Here is a 25,619-nt window from a genome sequence, read left to right on the forward strand (position 1 = left end):
TGCTAGCAGTGTCATCGCTGCAAGTAACACCTGAAAATGCGCCAAGGTTTCACTGAATGTTTATCCAGTGCATATGGCGCTGGCCCCGGGCGGCGTCCAGCGCCTAGACTTTGTCGGTCTTCAGCACAGGAATAGCCCGTGACCTCGATCTTCTGGTACGACTATGAAACCACCGGCATCAACCCGCGCAGCGACCGCCCGCTGCAGGTTGCGGGAATTCGCACCGATCATGACCTCAACGAGGTAGGGCCGCCGGTCAACCTCTATTGCCAGCCCAGCGACGATATCCTGCCGCACCCGGCGGCTTGCATGATCACCGGCATTACCCCTGGCCAACTGGCGGAAAAAGGCCTGGCCGAAGCCGACTTCATGACGCGGGTGCATGCTGAGCTGGCGGCCCCCGGCACTTGCGGCGCGGGTTACAACACCCTGCGTTTCGACGACGAAATGACCCGCTACAGCTTGTACCGCAATTTTTTCGACCCCTATGCTCGGGAATGGCAGGGCGGCAACAGTCGCTGGGACTTGATCGATGTGCTGCGCACGGCCTATGCCCTGCGCCCAGACGGAATCGTCTGGCCCGAGCAGGACGGGCGCGTGACCCTCAAGCTGGAGCGCTTGACCCAGGCCAACGGGATCGACCATGGCCAGGCCCACGAGGCCTTGGCCGACGTGCGCGCCACCATTGCCCTGGCGCGATTGGTCCGGGAAAAACAACCCAAGTTGTACGACTGGCTGTTTCAACTGCGCAGCAAACAGCGGGTCATGGATCAGATCCGCCTGTTGCAGCCCATGGTGCATATTTCCGGGCGTTTTTCTGCCGAGCGTCATTACCTGGGAGTGGTCCTGCCGTTGGCTTGGCATCCGCGCAATCGCAACGCGTTGATTGTCTGTGACCTGGGGCTCGACCCACAGGGTCTGCTGGACCTGGATGCCGAAACCCTGCGCCGGCGCCTGTACACCCGGCGCGATGAGTTGGCCGACGGCGAATTGCCGGTGCCGCTCAAATTAGTGCATATCAATCGTTGCCCGGTGGTCGCGCCGCTGAGTGTATTGCGCGCGCAAGACCAGCAGCGTTTGAACCTGGACATGCCTGAGTATCAGGCCCGGGCGCTGCGGCTAACTGACGCACAGGAACTTTGGCGGGATAAATTGCCGGCGATTTATGCCGAAGAAGATTTCGTCGCCAGCGCTGACCCGGAGCAACAGCTCTACGATGGTTTTATTGGTGATCGGGATCGGCGGTTATGTGAACAAGTCCGCACTGCCGAACCCGCGCAACTAGCGCGCCAGCAGTGGCCTTTTGATGATCATCGTTTGCCGGAATTATTGTTTCGCTATCGTGCCCGTAACTTTGCGTACACCTTGGACGATGAAGAGCAACAACGCTGGAAATTGTTCTGTCAGCAACGCTTGTCAGACGCGGATTACGGTGCCCCCAATACCCTCGAGAGTTTCAATAAGGCCAGGCTTGAATTGGACGTTAGTGCTACATCGTTTCAGCGCCAGGTACTGCATGAATGGCAAGAATATGTTGATGCTTTACGCCGGCGGCTGAGCCTGTAATCGACCTTTGATAAACAGTGGGCAATAAAAAACGCCAGCGAACTGGCGTTTTTTATTGTGTCGCGAATCAGGTGGCGACCTGGCGAGCCTTAGCCCAGCAGGGTAGCCCAGCCTTCAACCACGTCACCGCCCCACTTGGCTTTCCACTCTTTCAGAGTCTTGTGGTTGCCACCTTTGGTTTCAATCACTTCGCCGTTGTGCGGGTTTTTGTACTGCTTGACCTTACGCGCGCGCTTGGTGCCGGTAACTTTTACCGCGCCGCGTGGTGCTTTAACTTTCGATTCCGGATCCAGCAGCGCAATGATGTCACGCAGGGACTTGGAGTATTCACCCATCAGGGTGCGCAATTTGCCTTCGAATTCCAGCTCGGTTTGCAGTTTGTCGTCTTGGGACAGATTTTTCAAACGGGCTTGCAGCTCTTTGATAGCTTCTTCGGTGGCACGGTATTCGTTGATCAGGGACATGTGGACTACCTTATGCGGGGCGCTGAGGGACAGGGATAGTGGCCTAATAATAGTCAGACAGTTTCCCCAAGTAAACATTTAAGCTCGGTTTTATGTAATTTACTTTGAATGTTTGTAGCCAGAGGCTCGGAGTGCATTATTTAGTGCGCTCGAGCGGCTAAAGATATTCTCCTTAGATCTTGGGTAATTGTGGTAACAGATGCTTGTACACACATAACGCCCAGGTAAAAACCGTACTCTGTTTAGGGACACCACAAGGAATTGCGCGAATAAGCGTTGAGGAATACTGCAGTTTTTCTACGGTATCGCTAGAATGGCGGCCTTTGCGAAGTTCTGGAGTTTGCCCCTAATGCGCACTTTTCGTCTGGTGATTGCCTGCCCGGATCGGGTTGGTATCGTCGCTAAAGTCAGTAACTTTCTGGCCTCTCACAACGGCTGGATCACCGAAGCGAGTCATCACTCGGACAATCTCAGCGGTTGGTTTTTCATGCGCCACGAAATCCGTGCCGACACGCTGCCCTTTGGCCTGGAGGCATTTCGCGAGGCATTTGCACCGATCGCCGAAGAGTTCTCGATGACATGGCGCATCACCGACACCGAGCAGAAAAAGCGTGTGGTCCTGATGGCCAGCCGCGAGTCCCATTGCCTGGCGGACTTGCTGCACCGCTGGCACAGCGATGAACTGGACTGTGAGATCGCTTGCGTGATTTCCAACCACGATGACCTGCGCAGCATGGTCGAGTGGCACGGCATTCCGTACTACCACGTGCCGGTCGACGCGCAGAACAAACAGCCAGCCTTCACCGAAGTCTCGCGCCTGGTCGAGCAGCATGAAGCGGACGTCGTGGTGCTGGCGCGCTACATGCAAATCCTGCCGCCGGAACTGTGCCGCGAATATGCAGGCAAGGTGATTAACATCCACCACAGCTTCCTGCCGTCGTTTGTCGGGGCCAAGCCGTACCACCAGGCGTCCCTGCGCGGTGTGAAGCTGATTGGCGCAACCTGCCACTACGTCACCGAAGAGCTGGACGCAGGTCCCATCATCGAGCAGGACGTGGTACGCGTCAGCCATAGCGACAGCATTGAAGACATGGTGCGCTTCGGCCGCGATGTCGAGAAGATGGTCCTGGCCCGTGGCCTGCGCTATCACCTGGAGGACCGCGTGCTGGTACACGGCAACAAGACTGTAGTGTTCTGATAAAGCAAAAAGGGCCTGGGCGTTAAATCACCCAGGCCCTTTTTATTTGTGTCAGCTATGAGGGTCGAACGATGAGTGATCCCCTGGATAAAGCCACGTCCAAGGCACCCGCCACCTTGGGCGAGGGTTGCTTGAGCCGCTACGATCCGGATGCCCTGGATGCCGAGGACGGCACGGATTTCCCCGACGCCGCCCGGTTGTGGGAGCAATTGCAGGAAGAGTCAGAGCCGCACGACAAGCCCGGCCCTGGCAAACACAACGCAGATTGAATGTAGGAGCTGTCGAGCCTGAGCGAGGCGGCTCCTACAGTTGATTTGCGATGTCCTCGGGTTTAGATACGGAAGCTCCCCACCAGTTGTTTCAAGCGTGCCGCTTGCTGCTCCAGGTCAGAGCAGGCGCGCAAGGTGGATTGCAGGTTTTCCACGCCTTCCTGGTTGAGCGTATTGATCTCGGTGATATCGATGTTGATCGACTCCACCACCGAGGTCTGCTCCTCGGTGGCGGTGGCCACCGATTGGTTCATGCCGTCGATTTCCCCGATACGCTGGGTCACGCTGCTCAGGCGTTCGCCTGCCAGGTTGGCGATTTCTACGCTGTCGAGGCTGTGGCGCTGGCTTTCGCTCATGGTGCTGACTGAGTCTCGGGCGCCGACTTGCAGCTCCTCGATCATCTTTTGCACCTGTTGCGCCGACTCCTGGGTGCGATGGGCCAGGTTGCGCACCTCGTCGGCCACCACCGCAAACCCGCGTCCGGCTTCCCCGGCGCGCGCCGCCTCGATGGCCGCATTGAGCGCCAGGAGGTTGGTTTGCTGGGAAATACTGGTGATCACTTCGAGGATCTGCCCGATATTCACGGTCTTGCTGTTGAGCGCCTCGATATTGCTGCTGGAGGCGCTGATCATTTCGGACAGTTGCGTCATGGCCTTGATGTTGCGCTCCACCACTTGCTGGCCATCTTCGGCCAGGTGGCGGGCATCGCTGGCCTGGTGCGAGGCCTGCGCGGCATTACGGGCAATTTCCTGGGCGGCGGCGCCCAACTGGTTGATCGCTGCCGCGACACTGTTGGTGCGGTTGGCCTGTTCGTCGGAGTTGACCATCGACGAGTTGGAGGCGCTGACCACGCGCAACGCCACTTCATTGACCTGGCCGGTGGCGGAGGACACTTCGCGAATCGAGGTGTGAATCCGTTCCACAAAGCGGTTGAAGGCTTTGCCGAGGATGCCGAATTCGTCATGGTTCTGGATCGTCAGGCGGCGCGTGAGGTCGCCTTCGCCATCGGCGATGTCTTCCATGGCCCGGGTCATTACATGCAGCGGTTGCATCAGCACGCGGATCAGCATGCCCAGCAACGCAATGATGATCGCCACGGCAATCACGGTGGCAATGATGGCCGAAGTGCGGAATTCGCTGAGCATGGCGAAGGATTTGTCTTTATCTACTGACAGACCGATATACCAGTTCACCGACGGCAAGCCCTTGATCGGGGCAAAGGTGACGATGCGGGTTTTGCCATCGACCTCTATTTCGCTGAAGTCAGCACTGATCTTGATGGTCTGGTTCGGGTACGCCTCGCCCAGGGTCTTCATCACCAGGCTTTTATCCGGGTGCACCAGAATCTTGCCGTCGGCACTGACCAGGAACGCATAGCCCATGCCGCCGAAGCTCAGGGCGCCGATGTTGTCCACCAGGGTTTGCAGGCTCAGGTCACCGCCCACCACGCCGACGCTTCGCCCGGCCTGGCTGCTGGGAGTGGCGATGGAAATGATCAACTGGCCGGTGGCCGCGTCGATATAGGGTTCGGTCAGGGTCGAGCCATTGCTGGCCTGGGCGCCTTTGTACCAGGGACGTGCACGCGGGTCGAAGCCGTCGGGCATCTTCGCGTCGGGGCGGATGGTGAAGCCGCCTTTGCTGTCACCCAGGTAGGTTGCCATGAACGATGACGTCAGGGCTTTCTGCTCGAGCAGGTTGGCGACCACACTCGGCTCGGGATTGATGGCGATGTTCTGGGCGGCGTTTTCCACCAGGACAATACGCCCGGCCAGCCAGCTCTGGGTATTGCTGGCGGTGACGCCGCCCATTTCATGCAGGTAGCTGTCGAGGTCGTCGCGAATCGCGTTTCGTTGCAGGTAGTCGTTGTACAACGTGAACAACGCAAATGCGGCAATGACGATAAGGGCGGCTGCAAGCAGGATTTTGTGGCTGAAGCGCAGATTTTTATTCATGGCTCGTCGTGTCCGCTAAGGTCTTAATGTCCGAGGCGCGTCTTTTATGGAAACGCACAAATGGCAGCGTTAAATAAAGTGTGATATTTCCATCTGCTCCTGCAGGAATTATCCGGTCTAACTTTTTTAGACTTTTTGGGTCTCTCGCTTTGTCTGTATCGACCGTGCAGCGCTAAAGATTAACCATGGGTGACAAAATGCCTGACTCCTCGCAACTTCTTATTGGCGCAGACCTTGAAGGCCAGCCCATTGCCCAGGCCATGCGCCTGGCTAATCGCCATGGCCTGATTGCCGGCGCCACCGGCACCGGCAAGACCGTGACGTTGCAGCGGCTGGCGGAGGCGTTCAGTGATGCTGGCGTCGCGGTGTTCGCCGCCGATATCAAGGGTGACCTGTGTGGCCTCGGCGCCGCGGGCAACCCCCAGGGCAAGGTGGCCGAGCGGATTGCCGGCATGCCTTTCCTGAATTACGCACCTAAGGCATATCCGGTAACTCTGTGGGATATCCACGGTCAGTCCGGTCATCCACTTCGTACAACCTTGAGCGAAATGGGCCCACTGTTGCTGGGCAGCCTGCTGGAGTTGACCGACAGCCAGCAGTCGACCCTCTATGCAGCGTTCAAAGTGGCAGACCGCGAGGGCTTGCTGCTGCTGGATCTCAAAGACCTCAAGGCCCTGCTCAACCACCTCAAGTTCCACCCCGAGCTGCTGGGCGATGATGCTGCCCTGATGACCACTGGCTCCAGCCAGGCTTTGCTGCGGCGCCTGGCCGTGCTGGAGCAGCAGGGCGCCGAAGCCCTGTTCGGCGAGCCGGCGCTGCAACTGGAAGATATTCTGCAACCGGCCAGCGATGGGCGAGGGCGCATTCATCTGTTGGATGCCAGCCGCCTGGTGCACGAGTCGCCCAAGGTCTATGCGACCTTTTTGCTGTGGCTGCTGGCGGAGCTGTTCGAGCAGTTGCCGGAGCGCGGGGATGCCGACAAGCCGCTGCTGGCGCTGTTTTTCGACGAGGCGCATTTGCTGTTTGCCGATACGCCCAAGGCCTTGCAGGACCGCCTGGAACAAGTGGTGCGGCTGATTCGCTCCAAAGGCGTGGGGATATATTTTGTCACCCAATCGCCGGGCGACTTGCCGGACAACGTGCTGGCCCAGTTGGGCTTGCGGATCCAGCATGGCCTGCGCGCATTCACCACCAAGGAACAAAAATCCCTGCGGGCGGTGGCCGATGGTTTTCGGCCGAACCCGGCGTTTGATGCGCTGGCGGTGTTGACCGAACTGGGCACGGGTGAGGCGCTGGTGGGCACGCTGCAGGAAAAAGGCACGCCTGAGGTAGTCCAACGGGTGCTGGTGGCACCGCCGCAATCACGGATCGGGCCATTGACCGCCGCCGAGCGTACGGCCTTGATCGCCAGTTCGTCGCTTTTGGGGCGCTACGACAAGCCGGTTGATCGTGAGTCGGCCTATGAAGTGCTGATGGCACGCAAGGAACTGGGACCTGCGGCAAGTGCTGCGCCTGCCGCTGAAGAACCGAGCTTCACCGACAAGGCCGGCGCGTTCCTGGGAACCACCGCGGGCAAGGCCCTCAAGTCTGCGATGCAGCAGGCGGCCAACCAGATGGGCCGCCAGTTGGTGCGCGGGCTGCTGGGGTCCTTGCTTGGCGGTAGCAAGCGTAAGTAGCCATCAAGGTCTATACAACCCATTGTGGGAGCGGGCTTGCCCGCGATTGCGGTGTCTCAGTCGATACATGTGCCGGCTGGCACGCCGCAATCGCGAGCAAGCTCGCTCCTACTTGGGGTTGTGCAGTTTCAGGCCTTGGGCTTGCCATGACTGGCCAGCCGCTCCAGCGCCGCACGCAGCTTTGGATCGCTAATCCCGTCCGCCGTCGCCTGGATGGTTTCGGCGGCATTCACCGACAAATCCATGGTATGCCCCACCGCACCTTGCTGTACGGTCGGTGGCTGGACCTTGAACTGAATGCGCAGCAGGCTGGCAAACACATCAAACGCCTGTAACTGGCGCTGCAAGCGTTTTTGCTGGTAGCGCAGGCGGGTCGCCCAATGCCCATCGGTGACGATCAGCAGTAGCGTGCCTTCACGCCATGACGCCACATGACAGTGCTCGCGGGCCGCAGGTTGTAGTTGGGTTTCCAGAAGGCGTTGCAGGTGGCCCAGGCGTTGCGCATGGCCAAAGATGGCTTTTAATGGCTTGGCTTCGCGCAGCAACACGGCGGGAGCACGGGCCGTAAGAGGGCGAAATGCCATGATCTAGACACCTTAGGTAACAGAGCGGCCATGGTAGCAGAAAGCGTGTGCGGCACCTTGGTCATTGCTTTGTCAGCAGTTTATCCATTAAATCAATAAGTAACTTCTCGCTCGAATGGGTTGAAGTTCAGCAAAAAGCCCTTATTTTAAACAAGCCCTCCCGTAACGCTGTGTCTGCATCGTGGAACAACGCCACTTTCCTCACCCTCGTTTCCGGGTAGAATGCTCGTTCGCATGCGGCCGTGAGGGCTGCTCGGGCGACTTACGGGGCGCCCCTTCATCCCTAATGTGTGGAAGAACCTGCCGATATGTTTGCGCCTTTGTTAAAGAAACTTTTTGGAAGCAAGAATGAGCGCGAAGTCAAACGCATGCTCAAGACGGTGCAGCTGGTCAATGCCTTCGAAGAGCAGATGGTTGCTTTGTCGGACGAGCAATTGCGCGCCAAGACCGAAGAGTTCAAGGCCCGCATAGCCAAAGGTGAAACCCTCGACAAACTGCTGCCCGAAGCCTTTGCGGTCGCCCGCGAAGCCGGTAAGCGGGTGATGGGCATGCGCCACTTCGACGTCCAGTTGATCGGCGGCATGACCCTGCATGAAGGCATGATCGCCGAAATGCGTACCGGTGAAGGCAAGACCCTGGTAGCAACCCTGGGTGTTTACCTCAACGCACTGTCCGGCAAGGGCGTGCACGTTGTGACGGTGAACGACTACCTGGCCCGCCGGGACGCCAACTGGATGCGCCCGCTGTATGAATTCCTCGGCCTGACCGTCGGCGTGGTAACGCCGTTCCAGCCGCCGGAAGAGAAGCGCGCCGCCTACGCCGCCGACATCACCTACGGCACCAACAACGAATTCGGTTTCGACTACCTGCGCGACAACATGGCGTTCAGCATGGAAGAAAAATTCCAGCGCGAACTCAACTTTGCCGTGATCGACGAAGTCGACTCCATCCTCATCGACGAAGCCCGTACCCCGCTGATCATCTCCGGCCAGGCCGAGGACAGCTCGCGCCTGTACACCGAGATCAACAAGCTGATCCCGCGCCTTGAGCAACATATCGAGGAAGTGGAAGGCGTGGTGACCAAAGAAGGTCATTACTCCATCGACGAGAAGACCCGCCAGGTCGAGCTCAACGAAGCCGGTCACCAGTTCGTCGAAGAGATGCTGACCCAGATCGGCCTGCTGGCGGAAGGCGAAAGCCTGTACTCGGCACACAACCTGGGCCTGCTGACCCACGTGTATGCCGGCCTGCGCGCCCACAAGCTGTTCCACCGCAACGTTGAATACATCGTCCAGGACGGCCAGGTGGTACTGGTCGACGAACACACCGGCCGTACCATGCCCGGTCGTCGTTTGTCCGAAGGCCTGCACCAGGCCATCGAAGCCAAGGAAGTGCTCAATATCCAGGCCGAGAGCCAGACATTGGCCTCGACCACCTTCCAGAACTACTTCCGCCTGTACAACAAGCTGTCCGGCATGACCGGTACCGCTGATACCGAAGCGTTCGAATTCCACCAGATTTACGGTCTGTCGGTGATGGTCATCCCACCGAACAAACCGCTGGCGCGTAAAGACTACAACGACCTGGTGTTCCTGACCGCTGACGAGAAATACGCGGCCATCGTCGCCGACATCAAGGAGTGCATGACCCAAGGCCGTCCGGTCCTGGTGGGTACTGCGACCATCGAAACCTCCGAGCACATGTCGAACCTGCTCAACAAGGAAGGTATCGAGCACAAGGTCCTCAACGCCAAGTTCCACGAAAAAGAAGCCGAGATCATTGCCCAGGCCGGTCGCCCTGGCGCGCTGACCATCGCCACCAACATGGCCGGTCGTGGTACCGACATTCTGTTGGGCGGCAACTGGGAAGTGGAAGTGGCTTCCCTGGACAACCCGACCCCTGAGCAGATCGCCCAGATCAAGGCCGACTGGCAGAAACGCCACCAGGCGGTGCTGGAATCCGGTGGTTTGCAGGTGATCGCGTCCGAGCGTCACGAATCGCGCCGTATCGACAACCAGCTGCGTGGCCGTGCCGGTCGCCAGGGCGACGCCGGTTCCAGCCGCTTCTACCTGTCCCTGGAAGACAGCCTGATGCGTATCTTTGCCTCGGATCGGGTGAAGAACTTCATGAAGGCCCTGGGCATGCAGTCCGGCGAAGCGATCGAGCACCGCATGGTGACCAACGCCATCGAAAAGGCCCAGCGCAAGGTCGAAGGCCGTAACTTCGACATTCGTAAGCAATTGCTGGAGTTCGATGACGTCAACAACGAACAGCGTAAAGTGATTTATCACATGCGTAACACGTTGCTGGCCGCTGACAACATTGGCGAAACCATCGCCGACTTCCGTCAGGACGTGCTCAACGCTACCGTCAGCGCCCATATCCCGCCACAGTCCCTGCCTGAGCAGTGGGATGTTGCCGGCCTGGAAGCGGCGTTGAAGAGCGACTTCGGTGTCGATCTGCCGGTCCAGCAATGGCTCGACGAAGACGACCACCTGTACGAAGAAACCCTGCGCGAAAAACTGATGGCCGAACTGCTGGCCGCGTACAACGAGAAAGAAGAGCAAGCCAGCGCCGAAGCGCTGCGCACCTTCGAGAAGCAAATCGTTCTGCGCGTGCTGGACGACCTGTGGAAAGACCACTTGTCGACCATGGACCACCTGCGTCACGGCATCCACCTGCGTGGCTACGCCCAGAAGAACCCGAAGCAGGAGTACAAGCGCGAGTCGTTCACGCTGTTCTCCGAGTTGCTGGATTCGATCAAGCGCGATTCGATTCGTGTGCTGTCCCATGTTCAGGTGCGTCGCGAAGACCCGATCGAGGAAGAAGCCCGTCTGCGCCAGGAAGCCGAAGCCCTTGCCGCGCGCATGCAGTTCCAGCATGACGAAGCACCAGGCCTTGAGTCGCCGCAAGTGTTGGGCGAAGAGGTCGATGTGGCCCTGGCCCAGGCGCCGGTACGCAATGAGCAGAAGCTGGGCCGCAACGAGCCGTGCTGGTGCGGTTCGGGCAAGAAGTTCAAACACTGCCACGGCGAAATCAATTAAGATTTTTGCCTGAAGCTGCAATACCCCGCGCCGCGACCGGCATCAGCCGTCGCGGCGTTTTGCCATTTAATCACCGTCGACGACGACGGTGCAGACATCACATCGTTAAGGAGCGCATTCATGGCTGTTGGTCTTGGTCCTTTGCCCACGTTGCACCCGGTTGCCGGTTTTGAACTCGGTATCGCTTCGGCCGGTATCAAGCGCCCCGGGCGCAAAGACGTGGTAGTGATGCGCTGTGCCGAAGGTTCGACCATCGCCGGCGTGTTCACCCTGAACGCGTTTTGCGCGGCGCCCGTGATCCTCGCCAAGCAACGTGTCGAAGGCCCGGTGCGCTACCTGTTGACCAACACCGGCAATGCCAACGCCGGCACCGGCGAGCCTGGCCTGGCCGCGGCTGCGCGCACCTGCGCCAAACTCGCGGAGTTGACCGGCGTGGACGCCAGCCAGGTGCTGCCGTACTCCACCGGGGTGATCGGCGAGCCGTTGCCCGTGGAAAAAATCGAAGGCGCATTGCAAGCCGCGCTGGACGACCTGTCCGTGGATAACTGGGCGGCAGCGGCCACCGGGATCATGACCACCGACACCTTGCCCAAGGGCGCCAGCCGCCAGTTCGTGCATGAAGGCGTGACCGTCACCGTGACCGGCATCAGCAAAGGCGCGGGCATGATCCGCCCGAACATGGCGACCATGCTCGGCTACATCGCCACCGACGCCAACGTCTCCCGTGACGTGCTGCAAAACCTGATGCTCGATGGCGCCAACAAGTCATTCAACCGCATCACCATCGACGGCGATACCTCGACCAACGACTGCTGCATGTTGATTGCCACCGGCAAAGCCAACCTGCCGCAAATCACCTCGTCCAACGGCCCGCTGTTCGCGGCGTTGAAGCAGGCAGTATTTGAAGTGTGCATGGAAGTGGCCCAGGCCATCGTGCGTGACGGCGAAGGCGCGACCAAGTTCGTCACCGTTGAAGTCAACGGCGGCGGCAATCACCAGGAATGCCTGGATGTCGGCTACACCGTGGCCCACTCGCCGCTGATCAAGACCGCGCTGTTTGCGTCCGACCCGAACTGGGGCCGGATCCTCGCTGCAGTTGGCCGTGCCGGCGTGCCGAACCTGGATGTGAGCAAGATCGACGTGTTCCTCGGCGATGTGTGCATCGCCAGCCGTGGCGCCCGTGCTCAAACCTACACCGAAGCCCAGGGCTCGGCGGTGATGCAGCAGGAAGAAATTACCATCCGTATCGAACTGGGGCGCGGTGAGTGCAGCGAAACGATCTGGACCACTGACCTGTCCCACGAGTACGTGAAGATCAACGCCGAATACCGCACCTGATACCTGTTCGGGGCATTGGCAATGCCCCGGCAGGCGCCGGCTTAGAGGACGTAATACCGTGAAACGAGTTCATGTAGCAGCCGCAGTCATTCGCGGTACCGATGGCCGGATTTTGCTCGCGCGTCGTGCAGACACCCAGCACCAGGGCGGCCTATGGGAGTTTCCAGGAGGCAAGGTGGAGGCCGATGAATCGGTTTTTGCCGCACTGGGCCGAGAGCTGCTGGAGGAACTGGGTATCCAGGTCACTACCGCACGGCCGTTGATCCAGGTTCAGCATGATTACCCGGACAAGCAGGTGCTGCTGGATGTCTGGGAGGTTTCGGCGTTTACCGGCGAGCCCCATGGCGCAGAAGGGCAGCCTCTTGAATGGGTGGCGCCACGGGACTTGCAGAGCTACGAGTTTCCAGCGGCCAACGCACCAATCGTCGCTGCTGCCCGCCTGCCCGCCGACTACCTGATCACCCCAGGCGAACTGGAAACCCCGGTGCTGTTGCGCGGTATCCAGAAAGCCATTGCCGGTGGCACCAAGCTGATTCAGTTGCGCGCGCCCAATGGCTACGACCCCAAGTACCGCGACCTGGCGGTGGATGCAGTGGGATTGTGTGCCGGCAAGGCGCAGTTGATGCTCAAGGGGCCATTCGAATGGCTCGGCGACTTCCCTGCGGCGGGATGGCACATGACTTCGGCGCAACTGCGCAAATACGCCAGCAAAGGCCGGCCGTTGCCCAAGGACCGCTGGTTGGCGGCGTCTTGCCACAATGCCGAAGAACTGGCATTTGCCGAATTGATGGACGTGGACTTCGTCACCCTGTCGCCGGTGCAGCCGACCCAGACTCACCCTGATGCACAGCCGTTGGGTTGGGAGCAGGCGGCGCAGTTGATCAAAGGCTTCAGCAAGCCTGTGTTCCTGTTGGGTGGGGTTGGGCCTGACGAGCGGGAGAAGGCCTGGGAGAGCGGGGCGCAGGGTGTTGCGGGGATTCGGGCGTTCTGGCCTGAGGTGTGAGTCGTCAGTGCCGGCCCCATCGCAGGCAAGCCAGCTCCCACATTTGAATGTATTCACAAATCAAAATGTGGGAGCGGGCTTGCCCGCGATGAGGCCCGCTCAAGCAATACAAAATCCAGCAATAACCTCAGTGCGGCTTAGCCGCCGCCTGCCACAAAACCTCCGCAACCCCTTGCCGCCTGGCAATCACCCTTGCTGCCACAAACAGCAAATCCGATAGCCGGTTGATGTACGCCAAACCTACCCCCTCCAACGGCTCCAGTGCATTCAATTGCTGGCAGCGCCGCTCGGCGCTGCGGGCCAGGCTACGGCACACATGGGCCTGGGCAATCAGCGCCGAACCACCGGGCAGGATGAAGTTTTCCAACGGCCCCACTTCTTCATTCCAGCGATCAATCGCCGCTTCCAGCCGGTCCACCTCGCCCGCATTGAGTGCCTTATAGACCGGCATCGCCAATTCGCCACCCAGGTCAAACAGTCGATGCTGGCAGGGTGTCAGTACCTCGATCACATCCTTCAACGCCGGATGCTGGCCGCTTTGCTCCTCAAGCCCGGCCAGCAGCAGGCCCAATTGGCTGTTGAGGCTGTCCACCTCTCCGATCGCCTCCACCCGGGGGTGATCCTTGGGCACGCGGCGGCCGTCACCCAGGCCGGTTTCGCCTTTGTCGCCGGTACGGGTGTAAATTTTCGACAGGCGAAAGCCCATGGTCAGTGCTCCAGTTGAGTCAGTTCGTGGGGGGCAAGCTGGCTGCCGGCCAACGGCAGGCGCAAGGTGAAACAGGTGCCCTGGCCCAGGGTGGAGTGAACCTCCATCTGGCCCTTGTGATTGTTGGTGATGATGAAGTACGAGACCGACAGGCCGAGCCCCGTGCCCTGGCCGATTTCCTTGGTGGTGAAGAAGGGCTCGAAGGTGCGCTTGCGCACGTTCTCACTCATGCCGATGCCATTGTCCTCTACCTGGATCTCGGCCCATGGTGGGTTGAGCCGGGTGCGCAGGATGATGCGCCCCGGCTCGCTGTCGTCTTCGCGCAGGTGGATGGCCTGGGCGGCGTTTTTCAGCAGGTTGAGCAGCACCTGCTCCAGCTCGTTGGCGGTGCCAGGCACCGGGCCCAGCAAAGGATCGAACTGGCGGATGATTGCCTGGCCCTTGAAGTCGAAGCCGATGGCCAGGTCGAAGTCGTTACCGGCAATTTCTACCGCTTGGTCGATCAACGCTGGCAGGTCGCAAGGTGCCATCTGGCGATTGCTGCGGCGGCTGAAACTGAGCATATGGGTGACGATTTTTGCCGCACGGGCCCCGGCTTGCTGGATGCCGTCGAGCAGTTGCGGTACTTCGCGGCTTTGCAGGTAGCGGTTGACCGTCTCCAGTTCCACGCCCACCTGTTCGGCGTGCTCCTGGTTTTTCGGGAGGTCCGCCGACAGCCGCCGCCGGATGTTTTGCACGTTATGCAGGATCGCCCCCAGGGGGTTGTTGATCTCGTGGGCCATGCCCGCTGCCAGCCCGCCGACCGACAGCATTTTTTCCGACTGCACCATCATCTCTTCCAGGGACAGACGCTGGGTGATGTCATCGATGCGGATCACCACCCCGCGCCCGGCGCCGCCCATCAGCGGGTAAAAGGTCAGGGCATAGTGCTTGGGCTCGTCGTCCTTGATCCAGGTGACACGCTCGATGCGCTCCACCGTGTGCTGTTCCACCGCGGCCTTGAGCTGCGGCAGGTAGGGCTTGAGCGGCTCGAAGGCAAGGAAGATCGGCTGGTTCAGGGCTTCGCCCAGGCGTGTGCCGGACAGGGCACTGGCTTCCTGGTTCCATTGGGTGACGTAGAGCTGCTCGTCCAGGGCGATCAAGGCAGATGGCATGGAGTCGATGATGCTGTTCAGATAATTCTGGAAACCGGTGAGTTTTTTCTCGATTTTGCTGCGCACCTGGACTTCCAGCTCCAGCTTGCGGTTGGTATGCCGTGTTTCCTCGGCCAGGCCCTGGGCCTGGTCATAGGCGGCCTGGGAGTCGTCCCGCGCACGCTTGAGCTGCTGCTCGCGGGCTTCGATGCGTGACAGCATGGTATTGAACGCTTCGGCCAGGCTGCCGATTTCGTCATGGTTGCCGCGCCCGGCCCGCAGGGCGTAGTTCTCCTCGCGGGTGACCTGGCGCGACAATTCTTCCAGCTCATGGATGGGCCGGGTAATCAGGCGCTTGATCTGTCGGGCGATCACCAGCCACAGCAGGATGCTGAAAATCAGGATGCCGAGGCTGGCGGTCAGGGTGCCGGTGTAGAAGGCGACCGGCAGTTCGCTACTGGCCACCAGCAGCAAATGCCCCGAGGGCAAGCCGGGGCGGGGCAGGGTGATGATTTGATTGCTGCGAAATTCGGTGACCCGCCAGGCTTCGATGTCGCGGTAGTGTGCCGGCAGTTGCAGGCGGTCGCCGTGTTGTAGCTGCGCCAGGCGACTGCCTTCACCGTCATACAGGGCCGCCGCCCGTAGTGGCGAATAGCTGGTCAGCTCGTTGAGCAGGGCGTCGGCCTTGGCGGGAGAATCCAGGGCTTGCGCGGCGAGGGCCGGGTTGGAGACCAGCCGGCCAATAGCCTGCAAGGCTTGCGGGGCCATGCTTTCCTGGGAGATCCAGTAGGCGGCGCTGATAAAGGTCAGGTTGGCCACCAGCAGCACGGTGGTCAGCAGTACCAGCAGGGCCGCCAGCAGTTTCTGCCCAACGGGGAGATTTTCGAGACGCTGGCGCAGTGGCATCAGGTTGTTCGCAGGCAAGGATCAAGTCGGCAGGGTAGCGCGTGCCTCAGTCGCGGGGCAATCCGCGTGCGTCCAGGTAACCGGCCAGGCGCACCTGCAGTTGTTGCAGGTGTGGCAAGCTCAGGCGATGGCGCAAGGCCGCCTGGCAGGCATGGCCGAGCAGATAGCTGATCTCGGTGCGCCGCCCGTTGGCCACATCCTGGTACATCGACGAGAAGTTCGCCGCCGTCGCCTGGATCACCCGCTCCACTTCGGTTTGCAAATCCTGGGCTGCCGCCGGCTGGCCGCAGCACTCCAGCAGCTCGGCGAGTTCGGCGCACAAGGTCGATACTTCGCATTGATGCGCCTGTAGTCCGCCATTGCGGCATTGATAGAGCACAGTCAGAGGATTGATCGCACAGTTGAGTGCCAGTTTTCGCCACAGGCGCGTGAGGATATCGGTGCTCCACTGGTGGGGAATGCCGGCGGCTTGCAAGTCGTCCAGCCACAGCGGCGCCGTGGGATGGGTGGCGTCACCCAGCCAGGTAAAGCCATGGCCGGCGAACACTACGCTGCCATCGTTCTGGCGAAACGCACCCTCGGTGCTGGAAGCGAAGATGCAACGCGCCTGGGGCAGTTGCGCGGCAACCGCGTCCTGGCTGCCCAGGCCGTTCTGCAGCAGGATCACCTCGGCGTTGGGTGTCAGGCGTTGGGCCAACTGAGCGACGGCACCAGGTGCGTCGTAGGCTTTACACGCGACCAGTAGGCGATCAATCGGCTCGGGGCTGTCGGATGTTTGTGCCGTCACCGGATAAGTCTGGGCATGCCCTTGCTCGACCAGGGTCAGCCCCGGCGCTGCCCGGTAGCGGGCCAGGCGCGCCTGGTCTCGCAGGATCAGCGTAACGGGCAGGCCTGCGCGGGCCAGGCGTGTGGCCCATAATGTGCCGAGACTGCCTGCGCCGAGGACATGCCAGGTGGTGGACATCAATTTTGCTCCGTAAGCCGCTGGGTGAGCCAAGCAGCTCAGGGTAAAGAGTCGTTATAATGCCCCGGCATTTTACCCGCAAGCCAGGCGTGCTCCATCTCTACTGAGCCGCGCCCCTTTTTTATTGGAGAAACTACATGCCGTCGTTCGACGTGGTATCTGAACTGGACAAGCACGAAGTCACCAACGCCGTCGAGAACGCCGTCAAGGAGCTGGACCGTCGTTATGACTTGAAAGGCAAGGGCAGCTTCGAGTTCAAGGAAAAGGAACTGACGGTCAACCTGACCGCTGAAGCCGATTTCCAGCTCGAAGCGATGATCGAGATCCTCAAGCTGGCCCTGGTCAAGCGCAAAATCGACGTGCAATGCCTTGAAGTCAAGGATGCCTATGCGTCGGGCAAGTTGATGAAGCAGGAGGCCGTGCTCAAGGAAGGTATCGACAAGGAGCTGGCGAAGAAGATCGTCGCTCACGTCAAGGATGCCAAGCTCAAGGTCCAGGCCGCAATCCAGGGCGAGCAGGTGCGTATCACTGGCAAGAAGCGCGACGACTTGCAGGAGGCGATTGCCGCCCTGCGCGCCAAGACCTTCGATATGCCGCTGCAGTTCAATAACTTCCGCGACTGATCCGGTTTTGGGGAACCCGCGGGGCTTTTCGACGTCCCACGCCCCAGAACCTGCAGAAACGATTGAGCCCTTCGGGGCTCAATTGCTGTGGCGACCTTTATTTGCAGTGCTAGACAGGAGAATCTAGATGGATTTGAACGCTGAAGTGGATCAATTGATCAAGGCTTCCCAAGCCTGGGTCCCGATGATCATGGAATACGGCAGCCGCGTATTGCTGGCGGTATTGACCCTGGCCATTGGCTGGTGGCTGATCAACAAGCTGACCCACAAGGTAGGACGCCTGCTGGCCCTGCGCAATGCGGACCTGGCGTTGCAGGGCTTTGTGACCAGCCTTGCGAACATCGTGCTCAAGGTGATGCTGATCGTCAGCGTAGCCTCGATGATCGGAGTCGAAACCACCTCGTTTGTCGCCGCGATCGGTGCCGCGACCCTGGCCATTGGCCTGGCGTTGCAAGGTAGCCTGGCCAACTTTGCCGGTGGCGTGCTGATTCTGCTGTTCCGCCCGTTCCGTATCGGTGATTGGATCGAAGCCCAGGGCACGGCGGGTACCGTCGATAGCATCCAGATCTTCCACACGGTGATCCGCACCGGCGATAACAAGACGGTCATTGTGCCTAACGGCATCTTGTCCAACGGCATCATCACCAACACCAATCGCCAACCAACCCGCAAGGTGGTGTTTGACGTGGGTGTCGACTACGAAGCCGATTTGCAGAAAGCCCGTCAAGTGCTGCTGGAATTGGCCAAGGATCCACGGGTTCTGGCGGATCCAGAGCCGGTCGCAGTAATTTCGACCTTGGGCGACAGTTCGATCACTGTTTCCCTGCGCGTATGGACCAAGACTGCGGATTATTGGGACGTGATGTTCATGTTCAATGAACTGGCGCGGGACCGTTTGAAAGCGGCCGGAATTGATATCCCGTTCCCGCAGCGCGTTATTCGCGTGATGCAAGAAGCGCCTGCCAAATAAGAACGGGTGCAGGGATTTAACTTGGCTGAAGAGTCAGGTTTTGTCTCGATAATAAACTTGATAGTTAGCTTGCTAGTTATCAAGGTCGCAGAAATAAAAGTGTAATAAAAAAGCCGCCCACTGGTTAAAAGTGAGCGGCTTTTTCATTAAGGGCCGAAGCCCTCGGGCATCTTTGATTACAAGATGTTCAACGGGTATTGCGCAATCAGACGCAGTTCATCGATGGACGAAGAACCGTAGTAAACGCCATCAGACGAACGATAAGTCGCTTGGCGAATACGCAGGCTCAGGTCTTTGGCCGGGCCGCTCTGGATCACGTACTTGGCTTCAAGATCGCGTTCCCATTCTTTGCCGTTCGAGGTCAGGGCGGTGTTGGCGCCGCTACCGGTGACGTACGCAGCCAGGAAGCTCAGGCCAGGTACACCGAAGGTGGCCATGTCGAGGTCGTAACGGGCCTTGAAGGATTTCTCGCCTTCGGCGTTGAAGTCGGAACGTGCAATGGAGTTGGCCAGGAACACTGTGCCGCCGCCGTCGATGCCGTAGCCGTAGTCGCCGTCACCGGTAACCTTCTGGGCCGCCAGGGTGAAGGTGTGTGCACCGATGGTGTAGGCACCCTGCAAGCTGAATGCGCGGTTGTCGAGTTTGGTAACGTCGTCTTTGTAGGCGCGTTGCAGGCCGGCACCGTCGCTCTTGGTGTCATAGATGTTGAAGTCTACGGCCACCGACTGGTCATCGCTCAGGGCGTGGGTCCAGTTGACGTTGGCGTAGTATTTGCGCCAGTAGTCTTCGACTTTCGAGTAGTAGAGGCTGGTGGTGAACTCAGGCGTCCAACCGTAGGTGCCGCCTACGAAATTGGCTTGCTTGATGCCTCGGGAGGTTTCAGGGAAGTCGAGGATACTGTCCTTGAAGGTCTGCGCCTGGGCAACGCTGGAAGTGAAGTGACCGGCTTCCAGCTTGAGGTCCTTGATCTCGTTACTGACGATCGAGATACCTTGTGGCAGCTCTGGCAGCAAGCGACTGTCGTCGGATGCGAATACCGGTGCGGTGGTGTACTGGTCGCCGACTTTCAGCACGGTATTGGAGAGGCGGAACTTGATGGCGCCGCCGCCCTTGGAGTATTCATCCTCTGAGCGGCCATCCGAACCTTCCGGGAACAAGCCAGTGCCATTACGGCCTCTGCCGCTGTCCAGTTTCACGCCGAGCAGGCCGATAACGTCAACACCCACACCGATGGTGCCCTGGGTGAAGCCCGACTGGTACAAACCGTTGAAGCCCAGGCCGGTTTCCCGGGTGTAGCTTGTGCCCGACTTGTTGTTGCGGTTGTCTCGGCTGAAGTACAGGGTGCGGGTATTGATGCTGAAGGTACTGTCTTCGACAAAGCCCTTGGCATCGTCTTGGGCGGACGCCATTGCGAACTGTGAGGTGCCTGCTGAAACAGCGAGGGCGATCATGCTCCACTTCATCACGCGCATCGTGATTTGCTCCTTTGGTTTTAGGAAGAGTACTGCCGTCCCACCTATATTTTTGTCTGGGCGGCTCTTTCTTTTTTGTGACAGCGCAAACTTATAGCACGCTGGCAATAATTGGCGATACTTGCACATCTGTCCTTTCAGCTTCTTTACGAGGCTGTCGTAAATTGCTAGATCCATGTCGCAAATCTACAGTCTGCTTGTAACCAGACTGACAACTTCAATACTGTTTTTAATACCCTGGACAGAGGTGCAAAGTACCCTGTTCAAAGTTTAAAACTTCCTGTTTTTGTATTGACTCACTGTTGTTTTTATCGTGAAGCACTGCCTTCCTGGCAGGTGCCGTTGTCGACGATAGGGGAGTGAATGCAACAAGCGTGCTCAAACTGCCGGGCAGATGTCATTTTTTCGTGAAAAATGTGCTGGGTCTGTGAAAACCGCCTGGGCACGGGGCTTTTGCGTGGTTTTTTTTGGAATTCAGGGCCTCGGCTGTGCGGGATTTCGAACGGATAAAAATGTGTTTCTGTCAGAAATGTTACCGGTTCACCCTGCACGGTGAGTAATCGGCGGATAGGCCCTGCCCGATGCGGGGCATAAAAGACTCATTTTGGTGCGTCGGTGCCCGGTCGTGAGATTGCCCATGGCGCGCGCGCGGATTGCCCCGTGAAGCAGCCGCCATTCGCAGGTATGCTGGGCGCCTGAAACTGACTAGCCGAACGGAGTGCCTGCGGTGTTCGCCTTGGATCCACGTCTGCAAAACGACACCTTGCCCATCGGGGAATTCCCCCTGTGCCGGCTGCTGCTGTCCAATGACTCTAACTACCTCTGGCTTATCCTGGTGCCGCGCATTGCCGGTATCAGCGAAGTGTTCCAGCTCGACGCGGACGACCAGTCCCGCCTGTGGCAAGAAACCGCGACGTTGGCGCGGTTGCTCAATGACGGGTTTGGCGCCGATAAAATGAACATTGGCGCCCTGGGTAACGTGGTCAACCAGCTGCATGTGCACGTGATTGTGCGCAAACGCGACGATGCGGCTTGGCCTGCCCCCGTCTGGGGCAGGCACCCGGCGGTGCCTTATACCGACGCTCAGGTCGCGCTGATTCGTACCCGCCTGCGCGAGTTGTTGCCGCCCGAATTCACTTTTGCCCAGGACTGAGCCATGGACCTGCAAGACCGCGTGATGGACCTTGAGAGCCGCCTGGCTTTCCAGGACGACACCATCGAGACCTTGAATGACATCCTGGTTGCCCAGCAACGAGCGGTAGAACGCCTGCAATTGCAGATGACGGCCTTACTCAAGCGTCAGGAAGAAATGGGCGGGCAGTTCGAATCCTCCGAGGAAGAAGCGCCGCCGCCTCATTATTAAGGGGGCGGGTAAACTCCCGGCGATAAAAAACCGCGATGCAGTATCAACTGCATCGCGGTTTTTTTTCGGGCCTGTTCTGGGATCAGCGACGCGGCAGGGCGGCGATCACGTCTTCAGCTTGCAGGCCTTTGTCACGGTTCATCACGGAGAACTCCACGCGCTGGCCTTCCACCAGGACACGATGGCCTTCGCCGCGAATGGCTCGGAAGTGGACGAAGATATCGTCGCCCGAATCCCGGGAAATAAAACCGAAGCCTTTGGAGGTGTTGAACCACTTGACGGTCCCGGTATCCCGGTTGGTCATATCGTAGTTTTGCGAGGAGGCCGGGGCAGACGAACGGTAGAAGCTGATGGCCAGGTGAAGAACGATAGCGACTACGGCAATGGCCAGGCTGAGCAGGATGGCTGGATGGCCACCGACTTCAGGCATGGGGGCCAGGAGGGTGAGGGTTTGTACGACGACAGTCAGCACCAGCAGTGCGCTGACCAGGTTTTGCAGTTGATGGCGTGTGCCTTTGTTCCAGTAGGGGATCACTGGCGCCAGCGTCAGGTTGAGAAGGCCGAACAGAGCCAGGTACAGCGCGTCGTGTTGTTGCAGGTACGGCAGGCTTTCTGGTTGCAGGCTCGGGATAAAGGACAGCAGCAAAGCTGCAGCGCCCGTTAGCAGGTGGACGATTTTCAACATTTTGATTAACTCACGTTAAGACGGATCACGAAGGAAGAGCTGACTGGCACGGTTCGCTTCTGAACAATGGGAGGCGTTGGACACGTGCGCGATTATTCAGCCTATGCCGCTTGCCGCAGGAAATAGCGGTGGCGACACGCTGCCTATTTAACAGCAAAGCCTGTGCCTTCTCAAATCAAGCGTTTCAAGGCGTTGCGAAGATCATGGCATTTATGCGGCAAACCCTTGTCCTAGACAGGTGCGGGTGTTTTTCACCGTGCCAGGCCTTGCCGTTCGTGGTCGAGCGCGTTGCAAAGGGGCGATTTGCCGCAGGCCGAGTGCGGCGGCAGGGCTGCGCAAGGCGAGCACTCTTGCTAGAGTGGGTAAGCACCTGATCAATGAATATTCATCAATTGAAGGGAATAGACATGGCAATCGATATCGGTATCAGTGAAGAAGATCGTAAATCCATTGTTGACGGACTTTCACGGCTGCTTTCAGATACCTATGTACTGTATTTGAAAACCCATAACTTCCATTGGAACGTTACCGGGCCGCAATTTCGCACATTGCACTTGATGTTTGAAGAGCAATATAACGAACTGGCGCTGGCAGTTGACTCCATTGCCGAACGTATTCGTGCCCTGGGCTTTCCAGCGCCGGGTGCTTACTCTATCTATGCCCGTCTGTCTTCGATTAAGGAAGAAGAAGGCGTACCCAGCGCTGAAAACATGATCAAGCAACTTGTCGATGGGCAGGAAGCGGTTACCCGCACTGCACGCGGGATCTTCCCGTTGCTGGATAAAGTCAGCGACGAGCCGACCGCGGACCTGCTGACCCAGCGCATGCAGATCCACGAAAAAACCGCCTGGATGCTGCGCTCGCTGCTCGAAGGCAAGTAAGCCCTGCAGGCCAGTGGTGCCCGGCAGGCGCCGCTGGCTGCACCTGATTGCTTCCTGATATATGCGTTGGCTTGTCCTACGAGCCGCGACTCTCCGTCTTCTGGCTGCACTTGCCTGCTTGATGTTTTATAGGCTCAACGGCCAATAACAGCCGTGTATTCAAGAGCCGTTTGGCAAGGGAGTGTCAAGTGTATGTCGCGTAGTATGAGTAAAGGTGTGCTGGAAACTTCCGGGGTCTACAAGACAAAGATCGATCCCTTCGTCAAAGGGTTCGATATGGCGTTGGCCCGGCCATTATCACGTTCTGTCCGGTTGAATGGTTTTTCGACATGCCTGCGGCTTGAAGAAGTCTATTGGAACATTCTTGGTGAAATAGCCAGGATCAATACCTGTTCGGTCAGTGCGCTGCTGTCCTATGTGGATCGCGAGGTGCACTTGCGTTATGGCGGGGTCAAGAATTTCAGCGGCCTGGTCAGGGTGGTCTGTGTGGTTCATGCGTTGAAAGGGCAGGTATGCGCCGCAGATCAGGCTGGCGTGATGTAGGCCGGTTGTCCCGTATCAGGGGGGCAGAGGTGTTGGTCTAAGTGGGCTGCACGTTGCCACGGCTGCACAGCCTCGATTTAACGGATATAATCTCGCCCTTTGCTGCGCATACCGGCTGGTACGGAGCGTGGCGCAGCAGTGACGTGATCGCCGAGATATTCCATGCCCATGTACGATTACCAATGCGCTTCCTGTGGTCATCAGTTGGAAGCCATTCAAAAGATCAGCGACGCGCCGTTGGTCGATTGCCCTGCTTGCCAGGCGCCCGAGCTGAAAAAAATGTTGTCGATGCCGGGCTTTCGCCTGAGCGGTAGCGGCTGGTACGAGACGGACTTCAAGACCGGCGCCAAGAAGAATCTGGCGGGCGGCGACAAAGCAGACTGAGTTGAACTCTACGCGCGAGCTCCTGCATTATCCGTGGCCTGACTTAATAGGTGCGGTGTCCGAGCAGGAACTCCACCGAATTTCGAATTACGAGAAGTGAAACCACTACCATGATGCGCAGCCACTATTGCGGCCAACTGAACGAGACCCTGGAAGGTCAGGAAATCACCCTTTGCGGATGGGTTCACCGTCGCCGCGACCATGGCGGGGTGATTTTCCTCGATATCCGTGATCGTGACGGTCTGGCCCAGGTGGTATTCGACCCGGATCGCGCCGAGAGCTTCGCCGCCGCTGACCGCGTGCGCAGCGAATACGTCGTGAAAATCACCGGCAAGGTACGCCTGCGTCCGGCCGGTGCCACCAACGCCAACATGGCGTCGGGCATGATCGAAGTCCTGGGCTACGAGCTGGAAGTGCTTAACGAGTCGGAAACCCCGCCGTTCCCACTCAACGAGTTCTCCGACGTTGGCGAAGAAACCCGCCTGCGTTATCGCTTCCTCGACCTGCGTCGTCCGGAAATGGCCGAGAAGCTGCGCCTGCGCTCGCGCATGACCACCAGCATCCGTCGCTTCCTCGACGAGAACGGCTTCCTCGACGTCGAGACGCCGATCCTGACCCGTGCTACGCCAGAAGGCGCACGTGACTACCTGGTGCCAAGCCGTACCCACGCCGGTAGCTTCTTCGCCTTGCCGCAGTCGCCGCAGCTGTTCAAGCAACTGCTGATGGTCGCTGGCTTCGACCGCTACTACCAGATCGCCAAGTGCTTTCGCGACGAAGACCTGCGCGCCGACCGCCAGCCGGAATTCACCCAGATCGACATCGAGACCAGCTTCCTCGATGAAAAAGAGATCATGGGCCTGACCGAAGAAATGATCCGCAACCTGTTCAAGGAAGTGCTGGACCTGGAATTCGGCGAGTTCCCGCACATGACCTTCGAAGAAGCCATGCGCCGCTACGGTTCCGACAAGCCAGACCTGCGCAACCCGCTGGAGCTGGTCGACGTTGCCGACCAGCTCAAGGAAGTCGACTTCAAGGTATTCAGCGGCCCGGCCAACGACCCGAAATGCCGCATTGCCGCACTGCGTGTGCCAGGCGGGGCGAGCATGCCGCGCAAACAGATCGACGACTACACCAAGTTCGTCGGCATCTACGGCGCCAAGGGCCTGGCTTACATCAAGGTCAACGAGCGCGCCAAGGGTGTTGAAGGCCTGCAGTCGCCAATCGTCAAGAACATCCCGGAAGACAAGCTCAATGTGATCCTCGATCGCGTTGGCGCAGTCGATGGCGATATCGTGTTCTTCGGCGCCGACAAGGCCAAGATCGTCAGCGAAGCCCTGGGCGCGCTGCGGATCAAGCTGGGCCACGACCTCGACCTGCTGACCTGCAAGTGGGCACCGATGTGGGTCGTCGACTTCCCGATGTTCGAAGAGAACGACGACGGCAGCTTCAGCGCCCTGCATCACCCGTTCACCGCACCCAAGTGCACGCCGCAGGAGCTGGAAGCCAACCCGGCTGGCGCCCTGTCCCGTGCCTACGACATGGTGCTCAACGGCACTGAGCTGGGTGGCGGTTCGATCCGTATCCACCGCAAAGAGATGCAGCAGTCGGTGTTCCGCCTGTTGGGCATCAACGAAGCGGAACAGGAAGAGAAGTTCGGCTTCCTGCTCGACGCCCTGAAATACGGTGCTCCACCCCACGGTGGCCTGGCCTTCGGCCTTGACCGCCTGGTGATGCTGATGACCGGTGCCCAGTCGATCCGTGAAGTGATTGCCTTCCCGAAAACCCAGAGTGCTGCGGACGTCATGACCCAGGCTCCAGGTGTGGTGGATGCCAAGGCACTGCGCGAGCTGCACATCCGTCTGCGCGAGGCGCCGAAGGCTGAGTAAGGCTGCGGC

23 protein-coding genes are annotated in these 25,619 nt (G+C 59.2%); 15 read left to right on the plus strand and 8 right to left on the minus strand.

Annotated elements, in window-relative coordinates:
- The first annotated feature begins 138 nt into the window (after nt 1-138).
- Nucleotides 139-1,566, plus strand: a complete 1,428-nt coding sequence (sbcB, locus tag HBO11_RS12290) for an exodeoxyribonuclease I (RefSeq protein WP_169954650.1) — start codon at nt 139-141, stop codon at nt 1,564-1,566.
- An 89-nt stretch (nt 1,567-1,655) separates the two neighbouring features.
- Here sbcB and mvaT read toward each other — a convergent pair whose 3' ends face one another.
- Nucleotides 1,656-2,030: a histone-like nucleoid-structuring protein MvaT gene (gene mvaT, locus HBO11_RS12295; RefSeq protein ID WP_029295469.1), complete on the minus strand. Its 375-nt coding sequence runs from the start codon at nt 2,028-2,030 to the stop codon at nt 1,656-1,658.
- A 349-nt stretch (nt 2,031-2,379) separates the two neighbouring features.
- Between mvaT and purU the strand changes: the two genes are divergently transcribed.
- A complete protein-coding gene (gene purU / locus HBO11_RS12300) occupies nt 2,380-3,228 on the plus strand; it encodes a formyltetrahydrofolate deformylase (protein ID WP_169954651.1) in 849 nt (282 codons plus the stop codon).
- A gap of 71 nt (nt 3,229-3,299) precedes the next feature.
- Nucleotides 3,300-3,497 carry a hypothetical protein gene (locus tag HBO11_RS12305; protein ID WP_169954652.1) on the plus strand — a complete coding sequence of 66 codons (198 nt, stop codon included), beginning with the start codon at nt 3,300-3,302 and terminating at the stop codon, nt 3,495-3,497.
- A 62-nt stretch (nt 3,498-3,559) separates the two neighbouring features.
- On the opposite strand, the gene HBO11_RS12310 is transcribed toward HBO11_RS12305, so the two are convergent.
- Nucleotides 3,560-5,449, minus strand: coding sequence for a methyl-accepting chemotaxis protein (locus HBO11_RS12310; RefSeq protein ID WP_169954653.1), 1,890 nt, complete (start codon nt 5,447-5,449; stop codon nt 3,560-3,562).
- 197 nt (nt 5,450-5,646) lie between these two features.
- Here HBO11_RS12310 and HBO11_RS12315 point away from each other — a divergent pair, with 197 nt between their 5' ends.
- Nucleotides 5,647-7,125, plus strand: a complete 1,479-nt coding sequence (locus HBO11_RS12315) for a helicase HerA-like domain-containing protein (RefSeq protein ID WP_169954702.1) — start codon at nt 5,647-5,649, stop codon at nt 7,123-7,125.
- A gap of 128 nt (nt 7,126-7,253) precedes the next feature.
- On the opposite strand, the gene HBO11_RS12320 is transcribed toward HBO11_RS12315, so the two are convergent.
- On the minus strand, nt 7,254-7,709 hold the full coding sequence (locus tag HBO11_RS12320) for a DciA family protein (protein WP_169954654.1): 456 nt from the start codon (nt 7,707-7,709) through the stop codon (nt 7,254-7,256).
- Between the two features lie 308 nt (nt 7,710-8,017).
- On the opposite strand from HBO11_RS12320, the gene secA reads away from it, so the two are divergent.
- From secA to HBO11_RS12335, 3 genes are all read left to right on the plus strand, one after another.
- Nucleotides 8,018-10,753, plus strand: coding sequence for a preprotein translocase subunit SecA (gene secA, locus HBO11_RS12325; protein ID WP_169954655.1), 2,736 nt, complete (start codon nt 8,018-8,020; stop codon nt 10,751-10,753).
- Between the two features lie 120 nt (nt 10,754-10,873).
- Nucleotides 10,874-12,091 carry a bifunctional glutamate N-acetyltransferase/amino-acid acetyltransferase ArgJ gene (argJ, locus tag HBO11_RS12330; protein ID WP_169954656.1) on the plus strand — a complete coding sequence of 406 codons (1,218 nt, stop codon included), beginning with the start codon at nt 10,874-10,876 and terminating at the stop codon, nt 12,089-12,091.
- Nucleotides 12,092-12,149: 58 nt separating this feature from the next.
- Entirely contained in the window at nt 12,150-13,094 is a 945-nt protein-coding gene (locus HBO11_RS12335; RefSeq protein WP_169954657.1) for a Nudix family hydrolase, read from the plus strand.
- 127 nt (nt 13,095-13,221) lie between these two features.
- Here HBO11_RS12335 and HBO11_RS12340 read toward each other — a convergent pair whose 3' ends face one another.
- Genes HBO11_RS12340 through HBO11_RS12350 form a run of 3 tightly spaced genes read right to left on the minus strand, consistent with a single transcriptional unit; the run spans nt 13,222 to nt 16,803 of the window.
- Nucleotides 13,222-13,800, minus strand: coding sequence for a cob(I)yrinic acid a,c-diamide adenosyltransferase (locus HBO11_RS12340; protein ID WP_169954658.1), 579 nt, complete (start codon nt 13,798-13,800; stop codon nt 13,222-13,224).
- A 2-nt stretch (nt 13,801-13,802) separates the two neighbouring features.
- A complete protein-coding gene (locus HBO11_RS12345; RefSeq protein WP_169954703.1) occupies nt 13,803-15,839 on the minus strand; it encodes an ATP-binding protein in 2,037 nt (678 codons plus the stop codon).
- 46 nt (nt 15,840-15,885) lie between these two features.
- A complete protein-coding gene (locus tag HBO11_RS12350; protein WP_169954659.1) occupies nt 15,886-16,803 on the minus strand; it encodes a putative 2-dehydropantoate 2-reductase in 918 nt (305 codons plus the stop codon).
- A gap of 137 nt (nt 16,804-16,940) precedes the next feature.
- On the opposite strand from HBO11_RS12350, the gene HBO11_RS12355 reads away from it, so the two are divergent.
- Entirely contained in the window at nt 16,941-17,426 is a 486-nt protein-coding gene (locus tag HBO11_RS12355) for a YajQ family cyclic di-GMP-binding protein (protein ID WP_007933288.1), read from the plus strand.
- A 127-nt stretch (nt 17,427-17,553) separates the two neighbouring features.
- Nucleotides 17,554-18,396 (plus strand): mechanosensitive ion channel domain-containing protein, encoded by an 843-nt coding sequence (locus HBO11_RS12360; RefSeq protein WP_169954660.1) that lies wholly within the window; start codon nt 17,554-17,556, stop codon nt 18,394-18,396.
- Nucleotides 18,397-18,572: 176 nt separating this feature from the next.
- Here HBO11_RS12360 and HBO11_RS12365 read toward each other — a convergent pair whose 3' ends face one another.
- Nucleotides 18,573-19,868 (minus strand): OprD family porin, encoded by a 1,296-nt coding sequence (locus tag HBO11_RS12365; RefSeq protein WP_169954661.1) that lies wholly within the window; start codon nt 19,866-19,868, stop codon nt 18,573-18,575.
- Nucleotides 19,869-20,595: 727 nt separating this feature from the next.
- Here HBO11_RS12365 and HBO11_RS12370 point away from each other — a divergent pair.
- Together HBO11_RS12370 and HBO11_RS12375 are read left to right on the plus strand one after the other, a co-directional pair.
- Complete coding sequence (locus HBO11_RS12370) at nt 20,596-21,021, plus strand: HIT domain-containing protein (RefSeq protein WP_169954662.1); 426 nt, start codon at nt 20,596-20,598, stop codon at nt 21,019-21,021.
- Between the two features lie 3 nt (nt 21,022-21,024).
- Nucleotides 21,025-21,231 (plus strand): SlyX family protein, encoded by a 207-nt coding sequence (locus HBO11_RS12375; RefSeq protein ID WP_057441383.1) that lies wholly within the window; start codon nt 21,025-21,027, stop codon nt 21,229-21,231.
- 82 nt (nt 21,232-21,313) lie between these two features.
- On the opposite strand, the gene HBO11_RS28760 is transcribed toward HBO11_RS12375, so the two are convergent.
- Nucleotides 21,314-21,916 (minus strand): cold-shock protein, encoded by a 603-nt coding sequence (locus HBO11_RS28760; RefSeq protein WP_169954663.1) that lies wholly within the window; start codon nt 21,914-21,916, stop codon nt 21,314-21,316.
- A gap of 407 nt (nt 21,917-22,323) precedes the next feature.
- Here HBO11_RS28760 and HBO11_RS12385 point away from each other — a divergent pair, with 407 nt between their 5' ends.
- The 4 genes from HBO11_RS12385 (at nt 22,324) to aspS (ending at nt 25,610) form a co-directional block, all read left to right on the plus strand.
- Complete coding sequence (locus HBO11_RS12385) at nt 22,324-22,797, plus strand: Dps family protein (protein ID WP_029300319.1); 474 nt, start codon at nt 22,324-22,326, stop codon at nt 22,795-22,797.
- A 192-nt stretch (nt 22,798-22,989) separates the two neighbouring features.
- The gene (locus HBO11_RS12390) at nt 22,990-23,340 is read left to right on the plus strand and encodes a ribbon-helix-helix domain-containing protein (RefSeq protein ID WP_169954664.1); all 351 of its coding nucleotides are present in this window, start codon (nt 22,990-22,992) and stop codon (nt 23,338-23,340) included.
- A gap of 162 nt (nt 23,341-23,502) precedes the next feature.
- A complete protein-coding gene (locus HBO11_RS12395) occupies nt 23,503-23,724 on the plus strand; it encodes a zinc ribbon domain-containing protein (protein WP_057441377.1) in 222 nt (73 codons plus the stop codon).
- Between the two features lie 110 nt (nt 23,725-23,834).
- Entirely contained in the window at nt 23,835-25,610 is a 1,776-nt protein-coding gene (aspS, locus tag HBO11_RS12400; RefSeq protein ID WP_029300316.1) for an aspartate--tRNA ligase, read from the plus strand.
- The last annotated feature ends 9 nt before the right edge of the window (nt 25,611-25,619 follow it).

This window comes from Pseudomonas sp. WS 5010 (genome assembly GCF_012985565.1).
Taxonomy (GTDB): Bacteria; Pseudomonadota; Gammaproteobacteria; order Pseudomonadales; family Pseudomonadaceae; genus Aquipseudomonas.